The following is a 24379-nucleotide window of genomic DNA, read 5'->3' on the forward strand; positions in this document are numbered from 1 at the left end:
CTATAGTTCGCCCATCACGGCCCCTATCGACTCTCCATCATCGGTGCCGTGATGCCTTCCGCCCCGCCCTGAGAATTCAGCAGCCCGGTGGCGCGGGCGGGAGGCGTTGTTCTTAGTAGGGCTTGTTGCTGGTCACGCCGCCCAGGCCGTATTGGCGGGCTTCGATGAGCGTACGCATCAGCACGATGAACAGGTCGGCGCTGAACAGCGACAGGTAGTGTACGCCCCACAGGGTGTTGCCGCGCTCATCCAGCAGGCGCAGCGAGCCGGAGCTCGTGCCCTCATCGACCGATGCGATATCGCTGATCGGAATGGTCAGCCCTTCGAACTCCACGCCCAGCGGGCTCAGGTAAAACGCCCTGGCGGAGATCGCCGGTGCCGTGCGCACATCGCGCCGCGCGTGCCGCTCTTCATCCGATACCGTGTGGAAGACCACGCCTTCGCCCGCTTCCAGTGCGCGCAGCGTAAGCGGCCCTCGCTCACGCAACTGGCCTTCGATAATTGCCCCGCGCAGGCGGAATGCATCGCCCAGCGTGTCATGTACATGCACCCATGGCGACTGCGCATCGCGGCGAAACGCCAAAGCATTCACGTGCCCGCTCTGCTGCCCGGTGCGGTAGAGGTAGAGATCGCCCATCACGGCGAACGGCACGAAGTCTTCGCTCTTCGTGCGGGTATGCACGACGACGATGCCGCGGTCGTGCAGCTCCAGCACCGTCTTCGGCTCCATCGCTTTCCACGCCACGGCCAGGCCAAGGCCCGCCACGCAGAGTACGGCGGCGATGATCGTGGCGATGGGATGCGCGGCAAGCGAGCCGCCATCGGCTATCGCCAAGGGCACGGCGATACCCAGGGCAAGAAGCACACCGGCAAGCGCCAGGATGAATGCGTGCGATCGCGTCCGCCCATGCCGGCTGACAAGCCGACCGGGTGCGATGCCTGACGCTGGAACCATGCGAATCCCTCCGCCGGTGGGGGACGTCACCGGAGCAACGGAGAGGCTACAAAATCTCAAGGCCGTTGGGAACAGACACCGCGTGTCACAGGGTTTTCTTCAGGTCCTGGATCAGGCGGCGGTCGCGCTTGTCGGGGCGGGCATCGGGGCGCAGTAGTGCGCCGCCGGTGAGGCGGCGGTCTTCGCGCACGCGGGCGCGCTCGGCGATGCTTTCCTCGGTTTCCGCGTAGAGCTTCTGCGCTTCGGGCGCGGGGCCGCGCTTTTCGGCCAGCCCGGCCACGGCCACTACCAGGCGCTCCTCACCGCGCGTGATCCGCAGCTGGTCGCCCACCAGCAAGGTCTTCGCTGGCTTACACGCAGAGCCGTTGAGCTCCACCTTGCCGCCGTCGATGGCCTGCTTGGCCAGGCTGCGGGTTTTGAAGAAGCGCGCGGCCCAGAGCCACACGTCGGCGCGGACGCCGGGGCTGTTCGATGGTTCGGTCATGCTGAAAAGTGTGTGGCCACGGCGCCGAAAACCCAAGCGTCAGGCGGGCAGGAAAAGGTTGCCAAGGGGATGGTGACCAGGGAGAGCAGGATGCCCGCCCCCAGCACAGTGTTGGCCAGGCGCGGTTCCAGCCCATGCTGGTCGGCCAGGATCGCCGCCGAGATCATCGGCGCCATCGCGGCCTGCAGCACGCCCACGGTGAGGATCAGCCCACCGACTCCGGCCGCCAGGCCCACGCCCAGCGCGATCAGCGGCGCCAGCACCAGCTTCCATCCGAGACCCGCCGCAAGGGCACCTACCTGGTCACGCTGCAGGTGCAGCTTGAACTGCAGGCCCACCGAGAACAGCGCCAGCGGTGTCAGTGTCTGGCCGATCTGCATCAGCAGCTTATCCACCGCCGTTGGCCAACCGCCGAGCACGCCGACGATCACCCCCACCACCAGACATAGGAAAGGCGGGAAGGTCAGCACGCGCTTCGCAATCATCGCGCCGCTCGCACCCTTCCCCGAATACATCGACGCCACGATGATCCCGCCCGCGGCCAGCAACGGGAAGCAGCCCAATTGATCGGCGATCACCGCCACCGAAAGGCCTTCCTTACCGTGCAGCGCTTCCATCATGGGGTAACCCATGAACGAGGTATTGCCCAGCCCGCACACCAGGGTCAGGCAGCCGATCCGCTGCGGGGTCCAGTGGAGCACGCGGCCCAACGTCGCGAACAACGCCCACGAACCAAAGAACGTGATCCACATGCCCGCCACCGGAAACCACAGGTGCGGATCCACGGTGACATGCGGCACCAGCCCCAACACCAGGGCCGGCAGCGCGATATTCAGCACCCACCAGTTAATCCCCGGGACGATGCCATCGGGCAGGTTCGCATACCGCCGGCAAAGGATACCGAGGGCGAGGCAGACGAAGAGGATAAGTAGCGCGGACATGGCGCAGACGATACCGGAACGGTCCCACGGACGCTCGCGACGTGGCGGCGTAACGCCCCTGTAGGAGCGCGCTTGCGCGCGATAGGCCTTCCGCGTCACCGCGTCGTTGGCTTATCGCGAGCAAGCTCGCCCCTACAGGGGTTTCGTCCGTGCTGAAATGCCTTGCTTAGCCGAGTAGCACGCGGTTCATACGCTGCACGAAACCGGCCGGATCGGCGAGCTGTGCGCCGGCGGTGATCTCCGCCTGCTCGAGAAGCAGGTTCGCGAGGTCGGCGGCCTTGGTGTCGTCGGTTTCGTTGCCCAGGCGCTTTACCAGCGGATGCTCGGGGTTGAGCTCCAGAGCCGGCTTCGTGTCGGGTACGTCCTGGCCGGCTTCGCGAAGCAGGCGGGCCAGGTGCGGGGCCAGGTCGAAATCGGACAGCGCCAGGCACGACGGCGAATCGGTGAGGCGTGCGGAGACGCGCACATCGCTCACCTTGTCGCCGAGCAGACCCTTGGTGCGCTCGAGCAGTGGTGCGGCAGCGGTGTTCGCGGCTTCCTGCTTCGCCTTGTCGGCTTCATCCAGCGGGAACTCGCCCTTGGCCACGTTACGCAGGCGCTTGCCTTCGTATTCGGTCAGATAACCGAGCATCCACTCGTCGATGCGATCGGACATGAGCAGCACTTCGATGCCCTTGGCCTTCAGCGCTTCGATCTGCGGGCTGCCGGCGGCGGCCGCGTAGCTATCGGCGGTGACGTACCAGATCGCATCCTGGCCCACGGCCATGCGACCGATGTAATCGTCGAGCGAAACGTTCTTCTTGTCGCCCTCGCCCTTGGTCGAGGCAAAACGCAGCAGCTTGGCGATGCGCTCGCGGTTGGCAGTGTCTTCGACAATGCCTTCCTTCAGCGTGTTGCCGAAGCCCGCGAGGAACGTGGCGAACTTCTCGGGCTCGTCGCGGGAGATCTTGTCGAGCAGATCGAGCACGCGCTTCACGCACGAGCTCTTGATCTTTTCCAGCTGGCGGTTCTGCTGCAGGATCTCGCGGCTCACGTTCAGCGGCAGGTCGTCCGCATCCACCACACCGCGCACGAAGCGCAGGTAGTTGGGCAGCAGTTCTTCCGCGGCATCCATGATGAAGACACGCTTGATGTACAGCTTCAGGCCCTTACGCTCATCACGGCCACCGCCCATCATCATGTCGAACGGCGGCTGCTCCGGCACGTACAGCAGCGTGGTGAAGCTCTGGCTGCCTTCCACGCGGTTGTGCGCCCATGCGAGCGGGTCGTTGAAGTCGTGGCCGAGGGCCTTGTAGAAGTTCTGGTATTCCTCGTCGGTGATCTCGCTCTTCGGGCGGGCCCACAGCGCCGAGGCGGAGTTCACCGTAATCCACTCGGTCGGATCGGGCTTGCCGTCCTTCTCTTCCGGCATGCGGATCGGGAAGGCGACGTGATCGGAATACTTGGTGACCAGCTGGCGCAGCTGCCAGCCCTTGAGGAACTCATCCTCATCGGCCTTCAGGTGCAGCACCACGGTGGTGCCGCGCTCGCTGACGTTGGTCTCCTCGAGTGTGTACTCGCCCTTGCCATCGCTTTCCCAGCGCACGCCGGCGTCGGTGGGCTCGCCGGCACGGCGGGTGATCACGGTGACCTTGTCGGCCACGACGAAGGCGGAATAGAAGCCCACGCCGAACTGGCCGATCAGGCGCGAATCGGCCTTCTGCTCACCGGAAAGGGCTTCCAGGTAACGGCGGGTGCCGGAGCTGGCGATGGTGCCGATGTTGGCGACCACGTCCTCACGGGTCATGCCGATGCCGTTGTCGCGCACGCTGATGGTGCGGGCTTCCGGGTCCCAGGTGATCTGGATACGGAGGTCGGCGTCTTCGGTGACGAGGCCGGGATCGGCGATGGCCTCGAAGCGCAGCTTGTCGCAGGCATCGGAGGCGTTGGAGATGAGCTCGCGGAGGAAGATTTCCTTGTGCGAGTAGAGGGAGTGGGTGACCAGGTGCAGGACCTGGGCGACCTCGGCTTCAAATTTCCGGGTTTCCTGGCTCACGGTGCCGTTCCTTCTGGGTAGGACAGAACGGGGATTATGGGGTTTGGGGGGCGAAAGAAAAGTCTTGGATTGGCTCGGCTGGGGCTTTGGGGCTACCGCGAGGCGTAAAAAAACCGCCCCGAAGGGCGGTTTCGTTTGAGGCGCTTAGCGGGCGTTCTGCAGCGCCGCGATGCGTTCCTCGATGGGCGGGTGGCTCATGAACAGCCGCTTGAAGCCCGAGGCCAGGTGGCCGGCGATGCCGAAGGCCTGGATCGTCTGCGGCAGCGAGGTCTCGCCGTGGTTCGCCGAAAGGCGCTGCAGGGCCGAGACCATCGACGCGCGGCCGGCCAGGGTCGCACCGGCCTGATCCGCCCGGAACTCGCGCCAGCGCGAGAACCACATCACGATCATCGAGGCGAACAGGCCGAACACGATCTGCAGCACCATGACGGTCACGAAATAACCGATGCCGCCCTCGCCTTCGCGCTCACGGCCGCCGCTCAGCCAGCTATCGATCAGGCGGCCCACGATGCGCGCCGCGATGATCACCAGCGTGTTCAGCACCCCCTGGATCAGGGTCAGGGTCACCATATCGCCATTGGCGACGTGGCCGATCTCGTGGCCCAGCACGGCCGAGACCTGTTCACGGTCCATCTGCTGGAGCAGGCCCGTGCTCACGGCCACCAGCGCGTTGTTGCGCGACATGCCCGTGGCGAAGGCGTTCATCTCCGGGGCGTCATAAACCGCCACTTCGGGCATGCCGATGCCCGCTTTCTCAGCGTGGCGGCGCACCGTCTCAAGCAGCCAGCGCTCGGTTTCGTTGCGCGGCTCCTCGATAACCTTGGCGCCGGTGCTCATCTTGGCCGTCCACTTGGAAATGGCCAGCGAGATGAAGGCGCCGCCCATGCCGAAGATGGAGGCGAAGATGATGAGGCCACCCAGGCCCATGCCGCGCTGGGCCGCCCACTGGTCGACGCCCAGGAGGTGGCACACGATGCTGAGCAGCGCGATGACCGCGATATTGGTGGCTAGGAACAAAGCAATGCGTTTGAACATGGTTGGCTCTCTCTAAAGCGGCTGGCTATAGGGCGCCGCCTGCACAAGTTTTCGGGGCGGACACTGAATGATTCAATGCCAAAAACACGCGCGGGCCACCGCAGGCGGCTCCCAGCGGGGGGCAATCCCCTACACTGTCGCGGCCTGCTCCCTGACACCGTGAGAATCATCTCAACCGATGCCCGGCCACACCGCATGAGCTACCGGGGACGCTTCGCGCCCTCGCCCACCGGCGCCCTGCATTTCGGGTCGTTGGTGGCTGCCGTCGGCAGCTGGCTGGTCGCCCGCTACCACGGTGGACAGTGGCTGTTGCGCATGGAAGACATCGATCCCCAGCGCGAGGTTCCCGGCGCCGCCAAGGGCATCCTGGCGGCGCTCACTGCATTCGGCTTCGAGACCGACGAACCCGTTCTCTTTCAGTCGCACCGCGCTGGTGCGTACGCAGCGGCATTCGAACACCTGCGTTATGCAGGCCACGTGTTCCCGTGCTGGTGCAGCCGTACCGAACTGGCGGCCCACGGCGGCCTGCACCGGGATGGCCAGTGCATTGCCAGGCCGGATCCCGCGCGAGCGCCGGCATGGCGCCTGCGCTCGCCGGACCGCACCATCGAATGGGTGGACGACCTGCAAGGCCCGCAGGCGGAAAACCTGCGCGCGGTGGCCGGCGATTTCGTCATCCGCCGGGTTGAAGGCCTATGGGCCTACCAGCTCGCCTGCGTCGTCGATGACGGCTTCCAGGGCATCACCCACGTGGTCCGTGGCGCCGACCTGCTCGAATCCACGGCCCGGCAGCTCTACTTGCAAGAACTGCTCGGCCTGCCCCACCCGGGTTACCTGCACCTGCCCCTGGTACTCGATACCGAAGGCCGCAAGCTCTCGAAGTCGGAGAAGGCGCTGCCGGTGGATCCGGCCGATCCGCTACCGGCCCTGCGCGGGGCGCTGGCCTGGCTGGGGCTGGGCGTGCCGGAGGCGGCCACACCGGCCGCCATGCTGGCCGCGGCGCTGGCCACGTTCGAGCCTGCGGCGCTTCGCCGCAGTAGTCTTACTGTCGCCCGGACGCTATAAAACACGATTGCCCGCGCGGCGGGCCACTACTTACGGGATCCACGCGAGTCATGAAACACGGCACGACGCAACGCACCGCTTTGGTCACCGGCGGCACCGGCGGCATCGGCACGGCGATCGTCCGTTACCTTGCCCAGCAAGGCCATCGGGTCGCCACCAACTTCCGCGATGAGGCCCGCGCGGCCGCCTGGCGCGAGGACATGATCCGCGACGGTATTGATGTGGTGATGGTGCCCGGCGATGTAGCCGACCCGGTCTCCGCCGCCAACATGGTGCGCGCGGTGGAAGAGCTGGCCGGCCCGGTCGAGATCCTGGTGAACAACGCCGGTATCACCCGCGATACCACCTTCCACAAGATGGATTACCAGCAGTGGACCGAGGTGGTGAACACCAACCTCAACGCCTGCTTCAACGTGACCCGCCCGGTGATTGAAGGCATGCGCTCCCGCCAGTGGGGCCGCATCGTGCAGATCAGCTCGATCAACGGCCAGAAAGGCCAGTACGGCCAGGCCAACTACGCGGCGGCCAAGGCCGGCGTGCACGGCTTCACCATCTCGCTGGCCCAGGAAAACGCCCGCTTCGGCATCACGGTGAACACCGTCTCGCCGGGTTACGTGGGCACCGACCTGGTCATGGCCGTGCCGGAAGATATCCGCGCAAAGATCGTGGCGCAGATTCCGGTAGGCCGCCTGGGCCGCCCGGAAGAGATCGCCCACGCCGTGGCGTTCCTCACCTCGGAAGATTCCAGCTGGATCACCGGCTCCAACCTGGCCATCAATGGTGGCCATTACATGGGTTGGTAAGCACTACCCGTCCTCTGTAGGAGCGCGCTTGCGCGCGATTCGCGGTCGCGGCAAGCACCCATCGCGTGCAAGCACGCTCCTACAGGAGCTTTAGGTCGTCGAGGGTTGTGGGTTCTTTGATGTCTACCTTGTTGTGGTGGGCGCGGAATTTGGCCATCACTTTGTAGGCCAGGCGGCGGGCGCGCATCACCGAGCCTAGTGGGCGGTGTTCCACGACGCCGTGCCACGGGCTGAACGACAAGCCATCATCGATGGCGGCGCGGCGGGCATCGTTCCACGCGGGCTGTGGCTGCACGACCAGCCGCGCAACCTCGAGATACGGGCTCTTTTCCTCGGGCCACGGCACCGAGGCGTCTTCGATCGGCATGCTGTCCGGGTCGGTGTAGAACTGCACGCGTACATCCCACTCACCGCCTTGTGCGGCGAAGTGTTCGCGCATCGCATCGCGCAGGCCATCGGGTTTGCCATTGACGTTGAGCGTGGCATCGGTGAGCCGTGTGAGGTTCGGCGAGCGTGGCGCGACACTCACCTTCACCACGTAATCGCCAAAGCGCATCGGCGCCTGGCTGTAATAGGTATCCCCCAGCGGGTGGGTCTCGGGTTGGCCGCCCAGCGCGATCAACGTGCTACTGCGGCTGCCGAAGGCTTCGAGCACACGCTCGGTGCCACGCAACACGGCGGAAAGGGCTTTCTTTGCGCCTTCCGCACGATCGGTGGTGGCGGCGGTGAGCTTCAGCGCACTCGCGAATTTCTTTGCCGTAGGTGCGATGAACGCTGGCCCGTTCACCAGCACGAAGTCCTGTGTCGTAGCGCCCTCGCTACCTGGCAGGCGTTCACCTTCCACGCCGATGATTTTCAGCGCCATACCACGCGGCGTGGAAACGCTGTCGTCAAGGATATCGCCCGGCACTGTGGAAAGCCGGAGCACCACCGGATACGTTCCCGGCGTCGCGAAGATGCCTTGGGCGAGTTCACGCGGTAAATCGCTGGGCACGATGAGTTCACCCGTCAACAGCGCGTGGCTCTTCGCATGCACCGAACGCCACGCATGCCCGGAGTGTTCCAGCGTGGTCTGGTTGATATCGGTAAGCGTGGCGATGAGCTGTTCGACCGTCTCCGCTTCGTCCGGCTCAACCTGCTCCAGGGATTCGTGGTACCGCAACGGCGGTGGATACAGGGACAGGGGCATGGCACGGCGTCCGGACGGTGTGTCGCAAGATCGTGGCGCGCCGTCCGTGAAGATGTGGCAAACAGCCGAGCGTAACAGCCGTGTTACATGAGCTTGTAGCTGAACGTCAGGTTCCAGCGCGTCTTGCGGTCGTTGCTCTCCGGCGGCCGGTCGCCCGTGGGCCGGGCCAACGCGAAATCGATGGAATAGTGCTTGCCATCCGAGGCGCGGAAGCCCACGGCGGCGGAGTCCAGCCGGTCGATCAGGGGCTTCGCGCCGTTGAGGTACACGCGGGCGCTCTGGTACACGATGTACGGGGTGAGTGAGGTGAGCCACTTCGACGCCACGGTAAAACCGCGGTTGATCTCGCCCGATGCCGCCCAGCCGCTGTCACCGGCCGCATCGCCTGGATCGTAAGCATACGCAAAGCTTGGGCCACCGAAGTTGATCTGCTCCGTGGAGGGCAAGGAATTGTTGCTGTACTGGCCCATGGCACGGAACACCGTGCCGAAACCATGCGGCCACGGATCCGCCAGGGCCAGGTTCATTGTGTAGCGGGTGAACTTCACATCGGGCGTGGCGATGCCCAGTTCCACCGGCAAATTGGTCACCGCGCGCGAGTAGGCACCAAACGCATCGAAGCCATGCGCCACGGCAAAGCTGAACTGGCGGCTGCGCTTGCCACTCACTTTCACCCAGCTGAGCTCGGTACTCAGTACACGCACGCTGGATTGCAGCGCGACGATCACGCCGTTATCGACATTGCGGTAGCGATCGTCTTGCTTCGAAGCATACGTCGATACCGTGAGGTTCAACCGCTCACTGTTGGTCAGTTTGATGGGATACAGCGCTGACAGTGCCAGGCGATCCTGGCTCAACTGGTGATCGAGGTAATCGGGTAGCTGGTCGCCCGTATCCGGGCGCCCCCAGTAGCGGCTGGCATCCACCTTGCCCTGCCAGCCATCGGAGCCGAACGGCTCCAGCCACGTGGCGTTGTACAGGCGCTGGCCACCGCCGTTGGGGAACAAGGTGGAGACACTCAGCTGCTCACCCAGCGGCGTGGCGCCATTTTCGAGCAGGCTGAAAACACCTTGCGTGCCCGGGTGATTGAAATCGAGGCCGTAGCTGAGGTCGTAGCGCTGGCGGGTGACATCCAGCACCAGCGTGGTCGCGCCATCGGTCGTCGTGGGCGCTGGCACATTCGCGCTTACCTTCGCGCCCGGCAATTGCCCGAGCAGCTGCGTGTAACGCTCGAAGGTTTCCTGGCGCAACGGCCGTTCGCCGACCACACGTGCGGCAATCGCACGGATGCGCTTATCCATGTTGCCCGCATCGCCGCGCACATCCACCTTCGACACATAGCCTTCCACCGCGGTCACGCGCACCACGCCCTGCGCGAAATCCTGTCCCGGGATGAACGCGAACGACAGCGCATAGCCGCGCTTGCGGTACATCTCCGTGACCTTGTTAGCCGCCTCAACGAGCTGGCCAATCGTGATGTCCTTGCCGCGCATGGGAGCGAACAAGGCAGCGACATCGGCAAAAGGAATCGCCTTCACGCCAACCACGTCGAACCGCGTGGGCGTGATGTGTTTCGCCAGCAGCGCTTGCAGCGCTTCATTCGGCGCCTGCACGTTCACCTGCACGGGTGCCTGGCGGGGTGTTTCGGTACGCGGGAGGGTTTGCAGCGGATTGGCGGGAGCGCGAACCTGCGCTTGTGCGGAACTGACGACGGCTATGCCAAGCAGGCAACCGATCCACCGGTTCATGAAATTCCTTTGCTGTTAGATACAAGATTGGCGCCGGCGTTGCGCCGCCGGCGCCATTCCCTGAAGACATACGGAGGCGGTATTGCGCCGCCCCCGCGTTGCCTTACCGCTCAGCGCCACCGCGGCGGAGAAGTCCCTTCACCCCACCGAGAAGACCACCGAGCGGGTCCGTGGACCCTGCCCCGTTACCCGTACCCGTGCCTGTCGTGTTGCTCAGCGGGGTGGCAGCGGCGACACCGTTGACGACGTTGTTGAGCACGCCGGTGACCGGTGCGAGCGGGCTGCTTGCTGACGCCACCGAGCTCACACCGTTACCCACCTGGGTCACCGTGTTTGCCACCGCACCGGTAACCGGCGCGAGCGGTGCCAGTGCACCCGTACCGACGCTACCGACGGTGGTACCGACGGAAGCGACCGTCTGACCCGCGCCCGCAAGCGTGGTGCCGACCGGGTTGGCATCCGGTGCCTTGCCCACGCCCGTGCTGAGCGTGCTACCCAGCGTGCCCAGCGTGTTGGCGGTGCTATCGAGCGTGTTACCCAGGGTGGCGGCTAACGGTGCCGCCGGGCCTGATCCCGCGCCAGCCGAGACATTGCTGGCCAGTGCATGGACGCCACCGCTCAGGCCGGAGGTGATGCCGCCGGTACCCGTACCCACGGCTGCGACGAGGTTGGTGGAGCTATCCGGGGCTGCCGCCGTGCCGAGGGAAGCCGCGACCGGCGTGATCACATCGCTGACGGCTTTCGTCAGCGCGTTCGCCGAACCCGAATCGAGCACACCGCCAAGCTGCGTGCCCAGCGTGCCCACACCGCCACCCACGTTCGAAACCACCGTGGCGACCGTGCTGGTGATCGGCGCGATCGGCGTACCGACGCCCACCGTACCCACGCCCGTGCCCAGGTCATTCACCGCGGCGCCGGTCTGCGTCACGACGTTGCCGACCACATCCGTCGTGGTACCCAGCGGATCGCTGATGTTGCCCGTCTGGCCAAGGCCACTGGTCACGCCATTACCCAGCGTGGTGACGGCGCCACCGAGATCCTGCACGGCATCGCCCACGGAGTTGGTCAGGCCATTGGTGCCACCCAGCACCGTCGTTCCCGGCACCTGCACGCCCACGCCGGTCACCGTGTTGCCGACCGAGGCAATGATGCCGCCCAGGCCCGTCGCCACGGCACCCACCGCGTTGCTGGCTGCGGTCGGCGTACCACCGGTGCCGCCGGTGCCACCGCCATTGCCTCCACCGTTCCCGCCGCCGTTTCCACCACCATTACCGCCACCATCGCCACCGCCGGTGCCGCCTCCATTGCCGCCACCCGTGCCGCCGCCACCGGTACCGCCGGTACCGCCGCCGTCACCACCACCGGTGCCTCCGGTGCCGCCTGTACCCCCGGTACCCGAACCGCCACCGTTATCCCCGGTGCCGCCCGTCCCTGAACCACCGCCACCGTTATCCCCGCCACCGGTGCCGCCGGCGCCGCCTGGATTCACTGTCGTACCCGAGCCGCCCCCTGAATGCGTCGATCCGTGGCCGCTGCATGCCGACATCGCCACGGCGGCCGCGAACACCGCGCCTGCCAACAATGTGCGGGTAAAAAGCTTGCCTACGCTCTGCTCGTTCATGATTCCCCTCCTGATCACATAGGAACCCCCGTGCCACGAGGGTGCGGAACCATGAGACGCCCTTCACATTTTTGAAGTTACGCAAATTAGGCCGGTAAGTAGCCTTACGTAGTGCAATTTCGGCCATCTATTCAGATCGCGCGAAAACGACCCGAAGAAAACGCCTTCATTTAAGGCACATCTAACAATGTGCACGCTTGAACGGCACGTCCGCCCGGCTCCTGTAGGAGCGCGCTTGCGCGCGATGGGGGTTACGGCGGGGCCAATCGCGCGCGAGCGCGCTCCTACAGGGAGTTTTTCGCTTGCCAATGCCATTGCGCATGGGCTTGGCCCACGCGCTCAGCGCCTAAATGTGTCATGGCAGCAATCGCCTCCATCGATAACGCCACCTGTTTGCAATCCACGCCGTCAGCTTCATGGATCAAATCTGCCAGCAAACTCATCACACCACGCGCGTACTGCAACCACTGCGTCGCTTCGTTCAACAATTCATGCGCCGACGGATCACAGCCCGCACTATCACCCGCATGCCGAACGGCCCACGTATCACTTACAACATTCATCACTCGCTTCCTTGAAGGGTTGCTTCCCACGCATCGCTAACGTGGCACGACAGTCAAAACGACCTGCCATGCCACGGACCATACGATCGCGGGTACACCGGTGGCCCGTGACCGGACCCCGGGAGGCTTGATTGAGGATGTAGTGCGACGACGACCGCCCGTGAGGCACACCAGGCATAACGCCTGCCTCATTCGATCAAGAATTACCTCAAAAACAGGCCTCGTCGCGGTCCTTCAACCGTGCCTACGGCTTAGGCAGGCGGCCCGTGAGCCGGTGAGGTGTCGCCGGGGGGGATCCGGCGGGCGAGCGAGTGCCGTATGATCAGGGGTAGCCATAATCAACTTCCAAGTAGCTGTTTGTGGTTAGCGAGTCGGGTGTGTCTCACCACGCCCGGCTCGCGACTCTCACCGCACAAAGCGGTGGTTGCCTGCACGGTGTACATCAAAGTGCGTGCGGGCAACGGAAACGACCGTAGCAAAATGATTCGCGGATGTCTGTAAGAACATCGGACATCGTGTGTAGGCGCGTCAGCGCACATATCCATTCCTGCCGAGACGCGGTCGCGCGCAAGCGCGCTCCTACAGAGCGCGCGTTGCTCTCCTGTCGCTTACCTCATTATTGGGTGCGCGGGTGGGCCGGCCCTTGGGGCCGACATGAGCGGAGGGCCGATTTGCGTGCCGCGTTTCGCGATGAGGGAGCCTACGGCCCGGTCCGAAGGTCCGCGACTGGCGGCCCCAAGGGCCGGCCCACCCGCGGCTTCCTCAGCCTACCCAGCGAGAAGCGGCGAATGCCGCTTAAAACATGCATTCGCGTCAGCGAATGAACCGACTAAGCAGGCGCAACGTACATGCACGCACAAAAAAAACCCGGCACTTGGCCGGGTTTTCGTGAGCTCGGATCGCGCGCAAGCGCGCTCCTACAGTTAGTGCACGGTGAAGAGCTTATCGAAGCCGGCGATGCGCAGCGTGTTGCGCAGGTCGGCGCTCGCGTTGACGATACGGATCTCTGCACGGTCGCCGCCTGCGTGTTCACGCAGCAGCATCAGCATACCCAGCGCCGAGCTATCCATCCCCGTCACCTGCTCCAGGTCCAGCACATAGCTACGCGACTGCGCCACATCACCCAGGCACGCATCGTGGAACGCACGGTGGATCGAAAAATCAAAGCGCTCGCCCAGGTGCAGGGTAAGGCAGCCGTGCTCGGTATCGTTATGAATCGTGATCGACATGGTGCTTCCCCTTAGAACAGATCGATATCGCCAGCAGCCATCGACTGCTGCAGTGCCGGGCCACGCGAACGCAGGCGCGCACGCTCACGCTGCTCCGCCAGGCGGGCGCGCACACGCTGCGCACGCGCGCTCAGCTCGCTCGCATCCGCCGGCGCGCAGGCCAGCTCCTCGATATCACGCGTGCAATCGGCCGTGATCTCCTGCAGCTCGACCAGGCGCGAACGCGTCTGGTGCAGCAGCTGGCTCAGGATGTCCTCGAACTGCAGCGAACGGATGGTCGTGGACACATCGTTGCCCAGGCCACGGTTGATCGTCGCGGCCTCGTCAGCCGCCTTGCTCGTGCGCGCATTGCTCTCGGTGATCGTCGACATCATCGTGTCGATATCGCCCTTGGCCTGCAGCGCCACGTTCATATCCTGCGAGGCCATGCGGCCCACCAGCTCACGCAGCTGCTCCATCGCGGTGCGCGAACGCTCCACGTGCGTGCCGATCTTCTCGTTGAACTGGTTGCTGTGCTGGGCCAGGTTGCGGATCTCGCCCGCCACCACGGCGAAGCCACGGCCGGATTCACCCGCACGGGCGGCTTCGATCGCGGCGTTCAGCGCCAGCAGGTTGGTCTCTTCGGCAATCGTGTTCACGTTCTTCAGCAGCGCGAACACGGCGTCCATTTCCTTCGCCATGCCATCGATGCGGTAGACGATGCGCAGGCTCTCGCGCGAGAGCTGCACGATCAGGCCCACGAAGTGCTCGAGCAGGCCGGCGGTGCGATCGGCGAAATCCTGCACCGAAATGCCCTTGCCGCCGCTCTCGATGATCTCGCTGAGCAGCTTCTGCTGCTTGCCGGTCTTCTGCGACAGGCCGTTGAAGCCGCCGCCCAGCTCGGCCACGGCATCACGCACCAGGTCCAGCGCCTGGTGCAGCTCGCGGCTGGCGTGGCCCAGCTCATCGACGATGGCGCTGCGGACGTCTTCCATCGCATCGCGCACCGACTGTTCATCGGCCTGCACGCTGTTGCTCACCACCAGCTCTACCACCGGTTCTTCCTCAAAGCGCGGGCGCAGGGCGATCGCGATCCAGGTAGCGGTGAGCAGGGCGACCACCAGCGGTGCGACCCAGGCAGCGCGGAACACCAGCACGAGGACCAGCGCGACAGCGCTGACCGCGAAACCGGTGATGCGTTCGTTCTTCGGAATGACCATGGTGACGTCTCTTCTTCCTTCAGGTGCCGACGCGAGCCGCGGCGGCGGGAATGGGGGTATGGGCAAGGGCAAGCAGGCGCTCGGCGATCTGGTCCAGGGGCAGCATGGCCTCGGCCGCGCCGGCCTTCCAGGCGGCGCCGGGCATGCCCCACACCACGGAGCTGGCTTCATCCTGCACGAGGGTATGTGCGCCAATTTCCTTCAGCTCGCCCAGGCCGCGGGCACCGTCGTCGCCCATGCCGGTGAGCAGGCAGCCCACGGTGGCGGCGCCGACGCTGGCGGCCATGGAACGGAACAGCACATCCACCGCCGGCTTGTGCCGGTTCACCGGCGGGCCATCGTGCAGGCGGCACACGTGGCGCGCGCCATCCCACATCACCAGCAGGTGCTGGCTGCCGGGGGCGATGTACACGTGGCCGGCCTGGATCGGCTGGCCATCGCGCGCTTCGCACACCTTCATGGCGGAGACACTATCCATGCGGGCGGCGAACGGGCCGCTGAAAGCGGCGGGAATATGCTGGGTAATGACGATGGGCGGCGCCGTGGGCGGCATCGCCTCGAGCACCACGCGGATCGCTTCGGTGCCGCCCGTGGAGGCGCCGATGGCAATGATGCGCTGGCCACCACGGCTACCCGGCGTCTGCGCGCGCGGCAGCACGGCATCCGCCGACAGGCGCGGGGCGACTTCAAGCTTACCGAGCGACAGGTCGATCTTTTCGATCTTCGTGACCGTGGAGCGCTCACGCGGATTCGCACCGGCGGCCAGGCGAACCTTGGCGCAGATTTCCGGGGCGTGTTCCATGAACGTGTTGGCGAGATCGGCCGAAGGCTTGGTGAAGAAATCCACCGCGCCCAGTTCCAGCGCCCGCAGGGTTACGTCCGCGCCCTTCTCGGTCAGGGTCGAGACCATGACCACGGGCATGGGGCGCAGGCGCATCAGGTTCTCGAGGAACGTGAGGCCATCCATGCGCGGCATTTCCACGTCCAGCGTCAGCACATCCGGGTTCAGTGCCTTGATCTTCTCGCGCGCGATCAACGGATCCGGCGCGGTGCCCACCACCTCGATGCCCGGATCGGACTCGAGCATGGCGGTCAGCACCTTACGAACCAGGGCCGAGTCGTCGACGATAAGGACGCGTACTTTCTGCATGGGCACTAGCAACTCGGGTGGCGGGACATCCTGGGCGGCGGGCCGGCCAGGCATGGAGCGGAAGGTGGAGCAGCTCGACGGCCAGCGTCAGAACAGCTCGACATCTCCCTTTATCGGATCGTTTTCCAATCGCTTGAGGTATCGCTTCTCGCGATCAGCCAGGTGGGTATCGTGCGTGGAGCGCAGCTGGCGCACGCGCACCTTGCCGCTCACCGGGAAAAACTGCACGTGGCGAGGGTAGATATCGCCGACATCGGCCGCGCACAGGCGCAGTTTTTCCGTGGCGATGTAGCGCTGCACGAAGGCGATGTTGCGCTGGCCAATATCGGTCATGGTCTGCAACACGCGGCCGCCGCCGAAGATCTTTACTTCCAGATCATCGCGGCTACCGCCCGCCTTCAGGATCGCGTTGATCAGGTGTTCCATCGCATCGTTGCCGTAACGCGCCGCGCGGCCCACGGTGGAGCCCCAACTATCGCGATCGGTGCTGGCCGGCTCCGGCAGCATGAAGTGGTTCATGCCACCGATGCGGCGGCGCGTATCGCGCACGCACGCGGACACGCACGAGCCCAGCACCGTGGAGATCATTTCTTCTTGCGTGCTGACGTAGTACTCGCCCGGCAGGATCTTCACCGTCACCACTTCCTGGGCGGGATCCCAGAAGCGACGGACGTGTTCAAACCCCGGCAGGACGCTCTTCGGGTCGAAGCCGGCGAAAGTCCGCGGCTGCGCGACGAACGTGTCGCTCATGTACGTTTCCGGTAAACCGTGCGGCCGATCAGGTCAAAATCGTCGGAGAGTCCGTACATGGATTCCGAGTGGCCGAGGAACAGGTAACCCCGGCTTTCCAGCATGCCGGCGTATCTAGCGAACAGGCGCTGCTTGGTCGGCTTATCGAAATAGATAACGACGTTGCGGCAGAAAATGGCATCGAACTTGCCCTGCATGGGCCATTCGTGGAGCAGGTTGAGCGGCTGGATGGTGACCAGCTCGCGCAGGCGCGGGTGCACCTGCACGTAACCATCGAACGAGCCCTCGCCGCGCAGGAACCAGCGGCGGCGGCGCGCATCGTCCACGCCACCCAGGCGATCGACCGGGTACACACCCTTGCGGGCGGCTTCCAGGGCCTGTGGCGACAGGTCGGTGGCGAGGATCTTGGCATCGACCGTGGAACCGGTGCGCTCAAGCGCCTCGGCCAGGACCATGGCGATGGCGTAGGGCTCTTCGCCGGTGGAGCAGCCTGCGGACCAGATCCGCAGGCGGCCACCGTTTGCTTTCTTATCCTCGAGCCAGCGCGGCAGCAACTCATCCACGAGCATGTCGTAGTGGTGCATCTCGCGGAAGAACGAGGTGACATTGGTGCTGATGCAGCTGGCCAGTTCGCCCAGCTCCGCATCCGGATCGCGGCGGAGCAGATCGCAGTACGCCGCGAAGCCCGGCAGGTTCAGCGCGCGCAGGCGGCGCAGCAGGCGCCCCTGCACGAGCTGGCGCTTGTGCTCGCCCAGCGAGATGCCGCAATGCTGCAGCACGAACTCACGCAGGAAGGCGAACTCGGCTTCACCGAGGCTCGGACCGGTGGCGCCCGCCTGTACGGCGGCATCGCCGTTGTTGACGAGCGCGTTCATCGATCAGAACTCCTTCCACACGCCGGCGTCGGCGGCCGATTCGGCCGAACGCTGGGTGCGTGCGGGAGCCGGCTGGCTACGCACGGAGGCGAACACCGTTTCCATTTCCTGCTGGGTCGGATCCTTGCGGGCGGCCTTGCTCGCCTTGGCGGCACCGCCGCTCACCTGGAAGAACGACACCTGGCGGCTGAGCTCCGTGGCCTGCTCGTGCATGGCACGGGCGGCGGCGGCGGATTCTTCCACCAGCGCGGCGTTCTGCTGGGTCATTTCATCCATCTGCAGCACGGCGTGGTTCACCTGGTCGATACCGGCCGACTGCTCGGAGCTGGCAGCGGCGATCTCGGCGACGATATCGGTCACCTTCTTCACGCTATCGACGATCTCGGCAAGCGCCTTGCCCGACTGGTCGACCAGCTCGGAACCGGCCTTCACCTTGTTCGCGCTGTCGTTGATCAGGCCCTTGATTTCCTTCGCGGCACCGGCCGAACGCTGGGCCAGGTTGCGCACTTCGGTGGCGACCACAGCGAAGCCGCGGCCCTGCTCACCGGCACGTGCCGCTTCTACCGCGGCGTTGAGCGCCAGCAGGTTGGTCTGGAACGCGATCTCGTCGATGAGGCTGACGATGTCGGAAATCTTCTTCGAGGAGCTGTTGATCTCGCGCATGGCAACGACGGTCTGCGCGACCACTTCGCCGCCCTTCTCCGCCTGCTCGCGCGCACCGCGGGCCAGCTGGTTGGCGTGGCTGGCGTTCTCGGCGTTCTGCTTCACGGTGGAGGTCATTTCCTCCATCGACGAGGCAGTTTCTTCCAGGCTGGAGGCCTGTTCCTGCGTACGCTGCGACAGGTCGTCGTTACCGCGCGAGATCTGCTGCGCGGCGGTGCTGACCGAACCCGAACCGTGGCGCACTTCGGAAACGATGGCGGCGAGACGCTCATCCATCGCCTTGAACGCGGCCTGGAGCTGGCCCAGTTCGTCGCTGCGGGTGACCTGGATATCGTGGCCCAGCTTGCCGTCGGCAATCTTGTTGGCCACATCCACGGTGTGCGACAGGGTGCGGATGATGGAACGCACCACCAGCACGCCAATCAGCAAGCTGATGAGCAGGCCGGCCGAGAGCGCGACCACCACGAAGACGCGGATGACCTTGTACTGCGAGGCCTGGTGGGCGTAGATCGCGGCGGCCTCATCGCGCTTGGCATCGATCAGCTTGCCGAGGTTCGCCTGGCGATCCATCAGGATGGGGCGGACCGAGAGTTCGATGATGTCGTTGGCGCCTTCGTCACCCTGCTTCAGGGCATCGAGCACGTCGTTCTTCGCCGAGGCGTAGTCGTCGTTGGTAGCCTGCCATTTGTCGTAGAGCGTCTTGATCTCTGCCGACATCGGGATCTTCTTGAAATCGTCCTTCAGCTTGCCCATCGACACCTGCAGCTTGTCGAATTCAGCGAGCTTCTGGCTGACGACGCTCTTGTCGGTTGCCTTCGCACCCGCTTCACCGAGCACGATGAACGCCATGAGCGACTGGTTGCTGACCTGGCTCAGCATGTTCGCCGGCACGAGTTCTTCCTCGTACACCTGGCGCATGCCTTCGTTCTGGACGTACATGGCACCGAGGCCGACGGCCGCACCACCGACCAACATGACAGCCAGCAGGCCGAGCACGCCGTAAAGGCGGCCGCGGACAGTCAGCGCGGGGATCTTCAGCTTCAACTTCTTCATTACGATTCCAGTTCGAAGGTTTTCGAAGGCGAGCTCACCGCGGCCTTCAGGCCACGGCTTTCGTATCGGCGGAAGCCAGGGCGGCTTCCAGCATCTGGGCATCCTGCGGCTGCAGCAGGCGGTCGACATCGAGCAGGAGCACCATGCGCTCGCCCACGGACGTCAGGCCCTTCAGGTATTCGGTATCCACGGTGGTGCCCATATCCGGCACGGGGCGGATGCCCGAGGGGGATACTTCGACGACATCGGAGACGGCATCCACGACCACGCCAAACTGGCGGCCGGCGACCATCACGATGACGCAGACGGTGGTGGCGGTGTATTCCTCGCGGGCCAGGCCAAAGCGCAGGCGCAGGTCCAGCACGGGGACGATGGCGCCGCGGAGGTTCAGCACGCCGAGCACGTAGCCCGGGGCCTGGGGGATGCGTGTGACCGGCGTCCAGCCACGGATCTCGCGAACAGCGAGGATATCGACGCCGTATTCCTCGTTGCCGAGGTTGACGGTCAGGTACTGCGCGGCTTCGTCGGCCACGGTGGCGGTGCTGGCTGGCTGGTTCATTGTGTTCCCACTGCGGATCGGTGCGGCGGTTCGGGACCCCTCAAAGGGGTATCGGCCATCAACCGGGGACCTTTAGTGGGAAATGAGGCCGGATTTGCCTCATGGCTTCTACGCTACGCGGGTTGGGCCGCGCGGGCGGTCCGGGGTTGCGGCTGCGCCGCCGTGTTTTTGAATCGCGTGCAAGCACGCTCCTACGAACGCCGCTCCGTTGGCGTCACGGGGGAGCTGTAGGAGCGCGCTCGCGCGCGATCCGGGCCGGAACGGCACGGCCGATTGGCGATATACGCCGGATCAGGCCGCCTTGCGGCGGCCCTGCATGCGGACCAGGCCGGTGATATCGGTGATCAGGGCCACCGAGCCATCGGCCAGGATGGTGGCGCCGGAGATGCCGGCCACGCGGCGGTAGTTGGCTTCCAGGGACTTCACCACGGCCTGCTGCTGGCCGATCAGTTCATCCACGAACAGGCCGATGCGGGTGCCCTCGCCTTCCACCACGATGACGATGCCGTCATCGACCGCGCGGCGCGTGCCGCTGCAGCCGAACACATCGTACAGGCGGATGATCGGCAGCCACTCGTCGCGGAAGCGGAACAGCTCGCCGCCACCGACCACGCTGCGCAGCGCATCGGGCTTCACCTGCACCGATTCCACGATGGAAACCAGCGGCACGATGTAGGTTTCCTCGCCCACCGCGGCGGTGAGGCCATCGATGATGGCCAGCGTGAGCGGCAGCGTAATGGTGAACGTGGTGCCCTTGCCGTGCTTGCTGGAAATGGCAACGGTACCGCCCAGGTCCATGACGTTACGGCGGACCACATCCATGCCCACGCCACGGCCCGACAGATCGGTGGTGGCGGCAGCGGTGGAGAAGCCTGCTTCGAAAATGAGTTCGGCGACCTGGTCATCGCTCATGCCATCGCCCGAGGCGATGATGCCGCGCTGCACGGCCTTCGCCACAATGGCATCGCGGTTCAGGCCCGCGCCATCGTCGCCCACTTCCACCACGATGGAGCCGCCGCGGTGGAAGGCCTCCATGCGCAGCGTGCCGGTATCGCCCTTGCCTGCGGCCAGGCGCTTGGCCGGCACTTCCAGGCCGTGGTCGATCGCGTTGCGCACGAGGTGGACCAGCGGATCGCCGATCTTCTCGAGCACGGTCTTGTCCAGTTCGGTGCCTTCGCCACGCAGGTCGAGCACCACCTTCTTGTCCAGCTTCTGGGCCAGGTCGCGCACCAGGCGCGGGAAGCGGTTGAACACCGTGCTGATCGGCAGCATGCGGATGCTCATCACGCTTTCCTGCAGCTCGCGCGTGTGGCGGCCCAGCTGGGCCAGGCCCTGGCGGAGCATTTCCAGCTGTGCGTCGGAAACGCCATCGTGGAACTGGCTGAGCATGGACTGGGTGATCACCAGCTCGCCGACCAGGTTGATCAGCGTATCGATCTTTTCAATGCCAACGCGGACCGAGCTGGCCTCGCTGTTGGTTGCCACATCGCGCACGGCGCGCGGTGCGGCGGCAGCCGGGGCTGCGGGTGCGGCCACGGCCGGCGCAGGCGCCGCCGCGATGCGCGGGGTAATCGTGAGATCGCAATCGCCATCTACCCAATCGAACACGCCTTCCACCGCGGCGCGCTTGGCACCGGCGGCCAGGCCCAGCGTATAGGCAAGGTAGGACGACGACGGATCCATGTCCTTCAGCGAAGGCAGCTTCGAGACATCGGCGCTGACCGTGAGCGGGCCCATGGCCTCGAGCTCGCGGAACATGCGCGCCGGATCGTTGCCGGTCTTCAGCAGGTAATCGAACGGGCGGAAGGCAATATCCCAGCCTTCGATGGTTTCCACCGGCGCGGCGGCCTTGGCGGCAGCAGCGGCCGGTGCGGCAGAGCCGCCCGACACCATGGCCGAGAGTTCGGCGAGCAGCGCCTGGCTTTCCGCCGTGGCGCCGGGCTGGCCAGCCATCTGCAACGAGAGCATGTCGCGGATGATGTCGCCCGAGCGCAGCAGCAGTTCCACCACGGCCTTTTCCATGGGGCGGCGGCCGCTACGGACCTCGTCCATCAGGTTTTCGGCCACATGCGTGAACGCAGCTACATCGGTGAAGCCGAACGTGGCCGCGCCGCCCTTGATCGAATGGGCGGCACGGAACACGACGTTGATCAGTTCCGGATCTTCCGCGCCCTCATCCAGCGCGAGGAGCGCCTGCTCCATGGCGTCGAGGCCATCGAGGCTCTCCTCGTGGAACGCCTTGTGGAATTGCGCCAGATCGACTTTGGACATGGGAGAACCCTGGAATAAAACGGAACGCTTGGATCAGTGGATTAACCGAGCACGCGGGCGACGGTGGCCAGCAGCTGGTCGGGATCGAACGGCTTCACCAGCCAGCCGGTTGCGCCAGCGGCCTTGCCTTCCATCTTCTTGTTCGTGTCCGACTCGGTGGTGAGCATGAGGATGGGCACGCCGCTGTAGCCCGCACGGGTGCGGATTTCGCGGACCATGGTGATGCCATCCATCACCGGCATGTTCACGTCGGCCAGGATCAGGTCGTACTTGTTCGCGGCGGCGGTATCGAGCGCGTTCTGGCCGTTATCGGCCTCGTCCACGTCATGGCCGGCGCCACGCAGGGTGAAAGCCACCATGCTGCGCATGGAAGCCGAGTCGTCTACCGCAAGAATCTTAGCCATCGGTCTGCTCTACCTTCAGTTCACGCCGGCTGGCGCCGGCAGTTCAATCAATGCATTAAGCCCCAGCACCGTGACGCCACGGCGAAGGGTATCGCTGGCCCCCAGCCAGGCCACCGGCACGCTGGCCGCGCGGGCATCCCGGCTGAATGCCGCGAGCACCTGCAGGGCGGCGGCATCCACCTGGGCAACGGCGGCGCCATCGAGCTGCACCGCTTTGCCAGCCTCAAGGGCCGCCAGCAAGGTATCGCGCAAGGCCGGAGCCGCGCCGATACGCAGGTCCGCTTCCAGCGCGAGGGGCGCCGGGGTTGCGTCTTGGGTGGATTTCTTCGCCATGGTTTTACCGTGCCCGGGGGGTCGTTCGAAAGGCTTATCGGCGCTGCGGGGGAAAGCTTTAGGCGATGGGTTCGGCGAAAAATGGGTGGCCGAATCATGTAGGAGCGCGCTTGCGCGCGATGGGTGCTCGCGCCAGGCCCCATCGCGCGCAAGCGCGCTCCTACATGGAGTTATGCTTTTCACAGAAATGGATTGTGATATTTCGTGTTTATTCACTGGTGAACATCATTTTCATTGACAACGTTGTCACGGGCGGGAAAGACTCACGTCATCTTGTCGCGCCCTGACGGTGGTTTTCGTCCCCCGCGCGATAGCTTTCCAAGGGTGGGGTGGGTGATGGGAAAGTGGGTCAACCAGCCGGTGGTAGCGCAGATCGCCGCGGTCGCCAGGCCAATCCTGGCCGCGGATGTCGGCGGGACACACGCGCGTGTCGCGCTGGTCATCCGCCATGCCGATCCGCGCCAGCCGGTGCAGGTGCTGGCCCAGGGCCGCTACGCCGGGGCCGAGTGGCCCAGCCTCGATGCCATCCTCAAGGACTTCTTAACCGCGCAGGCCGACGCCGCGCCGCTGGGCATCGAGCGTTGTGCCATCGCCATCGCCGGCTACGTGCTGGACGATGAAGTGGCCAACAGCAACCTGCCCTGGCGCGTTTCCCTGTCGAGCATCCGGGCCGCCACGGGTGCGGAGGTGCTCGATGTGGTCAACGATTTCGAAGCGGTGGCCTTTGCCAGCCAGTTCGTGGACCGCGAAACGACGACCACGATCCTGCCGGGTGCCCCGACGCATGCGAAGGGCCCGGTCGTGGTGATGGGCCCGGGGACGGGACTCGGCTCGGCCGTGCTCCTGCCGGGCGCCACCCATGCGCAGGTGCTCTCCACGGAAGCAGGACAGATCGCCCTGGCACCGGGTGACGAGCGCGAGATCGCGATCATGCGCATCCTTGCGCGCACCCGCTCTTATGTTTCCGTCGAATCCATCGTCTCCGGGCCCGGCTTGCTTGCCACTTACCGCGCACTGGCCGAGCTCAACGGCAGTGAAGCGGTATGCCTGACACCGGATGCGGTGAGTGCGGCGGGCATAGCGGGAGCGGATGCCAACGCGCGCGAAGCGCTGGATGTGTTCTGCGCCGTGCTCGGTGGTTTCACCGCTGACCTGGCCATGTTGTATGGCGCACACGGGGGTGTGTTCCTTGCCGGCGGCATCCTGCCGCAACTTCGCGACTTTCTTCTTGCCAGCCATTTCCGCGAGCGCTTCTTCAACAAGGGTGTGATGCGCCCTTTCCTGGAGCGCGTACCGGTGCGGCTGGTGGAACACGGGCAACTGGGTGTCGTGGGTGCCGCCACGCTCCATGCCGGTGCCAGGGTGGGTTCCGCCCACTGAACACGCCGATGGCGGCGGCCAAACGGCCTGTCCGCCCTTTCTATTCGTTGCAGCCGGGCCCAGCGCAGCGAACC

At 65.2% G+C, this 24379-nt stretch carries 22 protein-coding genes; 3 read left to right on the top strand and 19 right to left on the bottom strand.

Going from position 1 to position 24379, the window contains the following annotated elements; translation table 11 throughout:
• Positions 1–112: 112 nt before the first annotated feature.
• The 5 genes from ABIE56_RS05215 to htpX form a co-directional block, all read right to left on the bottom strand.
• Positions 113–955, bottom strand: coding sequence for a hypothetical protein (locus tag ABIE56_RS05215; protein WP_429242771.1), 843 nt, complete (start codon positions 953–955; stop codon positions 113–115).
• Positions 956–1040: 85 nt separating this feature from the next.
• On the bottom strand, positions 1041–1439 hold the full coding sequence (locus ABIE56_RS05220) for an RNA-binding S4 domain-containing protein (RefSeq protein ID WP_429242772.1): 399 nt from the start codon (positions 1437–1439) through the stop codon (positions 1041–1043).
• Positions 1436–2380 carry an AEC family transporter gene (locus ABIE56_RS05225; RefSeq protein WP_429242773.1) on the bottom strand — a complete coding sequence of 315 codons (945 nt, stop codon included), beginning with the start codon at positions 2378–2380 and terminating at the stop codon, positions 1436–1438. Before ABIE56_RS05225 ends, ABIE56_RS05220 begins: the two co-directional genes overlap by 4 nt.
• A gap of 166 nt (positions 2381–2546) precedes the next feature.
• A complete protein-coding gene (gene htpG, locus ABIE56_RS05230) occupies positions 2547–4415 on the bottom strand; it encodes a molecular chaperone HtpG (protein ID WP_429242774.1) in 1869 nt (622 codons plus the stop codon).
• 144 nt (positions 4416–4559) lie between these two features.
• The gene (gene htpX, locus ABIE56_RS05235; protein WP_429242775.1) at positions 4560–5450 is read right to left on the bottom strand and encodes a protease HtpX; all 891 of its coding nucleotides are present in this window, start codon (positions 5448–5450) and stop codon (positions 4560–4562) included.
• 195 nt (positions 5451–5645) lie between these two features.
• On the opposite strand from htpX, the gene gluQRS reads away from it, so the two are divergent.
• Together gluQRS and phbB are read left to right on the top strand one after the other, a co-directional pair.
• The gene (gluQRS, locus tag ABIE56_RS05240) at positions 5646–6515 is read left to right on the top strand and encodes a tRNA glutamyl-Q(34) synthetase GluQRS (protein ID WP_429242776.1); all 870 of its coding nucleotides are present in this window, start codon (positions 5646–5648) and stop codon (positions 6513–6515) included.
• A gap of 50 nt (positions 6516–6565) precedes the next feature.
• Complete coding sequence (phbB, locus tag ABIE56_RS05245) at positions 6566–7318, top strand: acetoacetyl-CoA reductase (RefSeq protein WP_247434595.1); 753 nt, start codon at positions 6566–6568, stop codon at positions 7316–7318.
• 79 nt (positions 7319–7397) lie between these two features.
• Here the strand turns inward: phbB and ABIE56_RS05250 are convergent, their stop codons facing one another.
• From ABIE56_RS05250 to ABIE56_RS05315, 14 genes are all read right to left on the bottom strand, one after another.
• Positions 7398–8507: a catalase family protein gene (locus ABIE56_RS05250; protein ID WP_429242777.1), complete on the bottom strand. Its 1110-nt coding sequence runs from the start codon at positions 8505–8507 to the stop codon at positions 7398–7400.
• Between the two features lie 83 nt (positions 8508–8590).
• Complete coding sequence (locus ABIE56_RS05255; protein ID WP_429242778.1) at positions 8591–10255, bottom strand: ShlB/FhaC/HecB family hemolysin secretion/activation protein; 1665 nt, start codon at positions 10253–10255, stop codon at positions 8591–8593.
• Positions 10256–10358: 103 nt separating this feature from the next.
• Positions 10359–11876, bottom strand: coding sequence for a collagen-like triple helix repeat-containing protein (locus ABIE56_RS05260; RefSeq protein WP_429242779.1), 1518 nt, complete (start codon positions 11874–11876; stop codon positions 10359–10361).
• A gap of 284 nt (positions 11877–12160) precedes the next feature.
• On the bottom strand, positions 12161–12439 hold the full coding sequence (locus ABIE56_RS05265) for a hypothetical protein (protein ID WP_429242780.1): 279 nt from the start codon (positions 12437–12439) through the stop codon (positions 12161–12163).
• A gap of 923 nt (positions 12440–13362) precedes the next feature.
• Complete coding sequence (locus ABIE56_RS05270) at positions 13363–13668, bottom strand: STAS domain-containing protein (RefSeq protein ID WP_429242781.1); 306 nt, start codon at positions 13666–13668, stop codon at positions 13363–13365.
• 11 nt (positions 13669–13679) lie between these two features.
• Positions 13680–14867 carry a methyl-accepting chemotaxis protein gene (locus ABIE56_RS05275; RefSeq protein ID WP_429242782.1) on the bottom strand — a complete coding sequence of 396 codons (1188 nt, stop codon included), beginning with the start codon at positions 14865–14867 and terminating at the stop codon, positions 13680–13682.
• Positions 14868–14886: 19 nt separating this feature from the next.
• On the bottom strand, positions 14887–16017 hold the full coding sequence (locus ABIE56_RS05280; RefSeq protein WP_429242783.1) for a protein-glutamate methylesterase/protein-glutamine glutaminase: 1131 nt from the start codon (positions 16015–16017) through the stop codon (positions 14887–14889).
• 87 nt (positions 16018–16104) lie between these two features.
• Positions 16105–16767: a chemoreceptor glutamine deamidase CheD gene (cheD, locus tag ABIE56_RS05285; protein WP_429242784.1), complete on the bottom strand. Its 663-nt coding sequence runs from the start codon at positions 16765–16767 to the stop codon at positions 16105–16107.
• Positions 16764–17642 (bottom strand): CheR family methyltransferase, encoded by an 879-nt coding sequence (locus ABIE56_RS05290; RefSeq protein WP_429242785.1) that lies wholly within the window; start codon positions 17640–17642, stop codon positions 16764–16766. Before ABIE56_RS05290 ends, cheD begins: the two co-directional genes overlap by 4 nt.
• A gap of 3 nt (positions 17643–17645) precedes the next feature.
• Positions 17646–19358: a methyl-accepting chemotaxis protein gene (locus tag ABIE56_RS05295; protein WP_429242786.1), complete on the bottom strand. Its 1713-nt coding sequence runs from the start codon at positions 19356–19358 to the stop codon at positions 17646–17648.
• A gap of 46 nt (positions 19359–19404) precedes the next feature.
• A complete protein-coding gene (locus ABIE56_RS05300; RefSeq protein ID WP_247434566.1) occupies positions 19405–19917 on the bottom strand; it encodes a chemotaxis protein CheW in 513 nt (170 codons plus the stop codon).
• A 291-nt stretch (positions 19918–20208) separates the two neighbouring features.
• Positions 20209–22188, bottom strand: coding sequence for a chemotaxis protein CheA (locus tag ABIE56_RS05305; RefSeq protein ID WP_429242787.1), 1980 nt, complete (start codon positions 22186–22188; stop codon positions 20209–20211).
• Between the two features lie 41 nt (positions 22189–22229).
• Positions 22230–22592, bottom strand: coding sequence for a response regulator (locus tag ABIE56_RS05310; RefSeq protein ID WP_247434560.1), 363 nt, complete (start codon positions 22590–22592; stop codon positions 22230–22232).
• A gap of 15 nt (positions 22593–22607) precedes the next feature.
• Positions 22608–22925: an STAS domain-containing protein gene (locus tag ABIE56_RS05315; protein WP_429242788.1), complete on the bottom strand. Its 318-nt coding sequence runs from the start codon at positions 22923–22925 to the stop codon at positions 22608–22610.
• Positions 22926–23261: 336 nt separating this feature from the next.
• Here ABIE56_RS05315 and glk point away from each other — a divergent pair, with 336 nt between their 5' ends.
• A complete protein-coding gene (gene glk / locus ABIE56_RS05320) occupies positions 23262–24305 on the top strand; it encodes a glucokinase (RefSeq protein WP_429242789.1) in 1044 nt (347 codons plus the stop codon).
• Positions 24306–24379 lie beyond the last annotated feature (74 nt).

It is taken from the genome of Luteibacter sp. 621 (genome assembly GCF_050435445.1).
In the GTDB taxonomy this organism is placed as follows: Bacteria; Pseudomonadota; Gammaproteobacteria; order Xanthomonadales; family Rhodanobacteraceae; genus Luteibacter.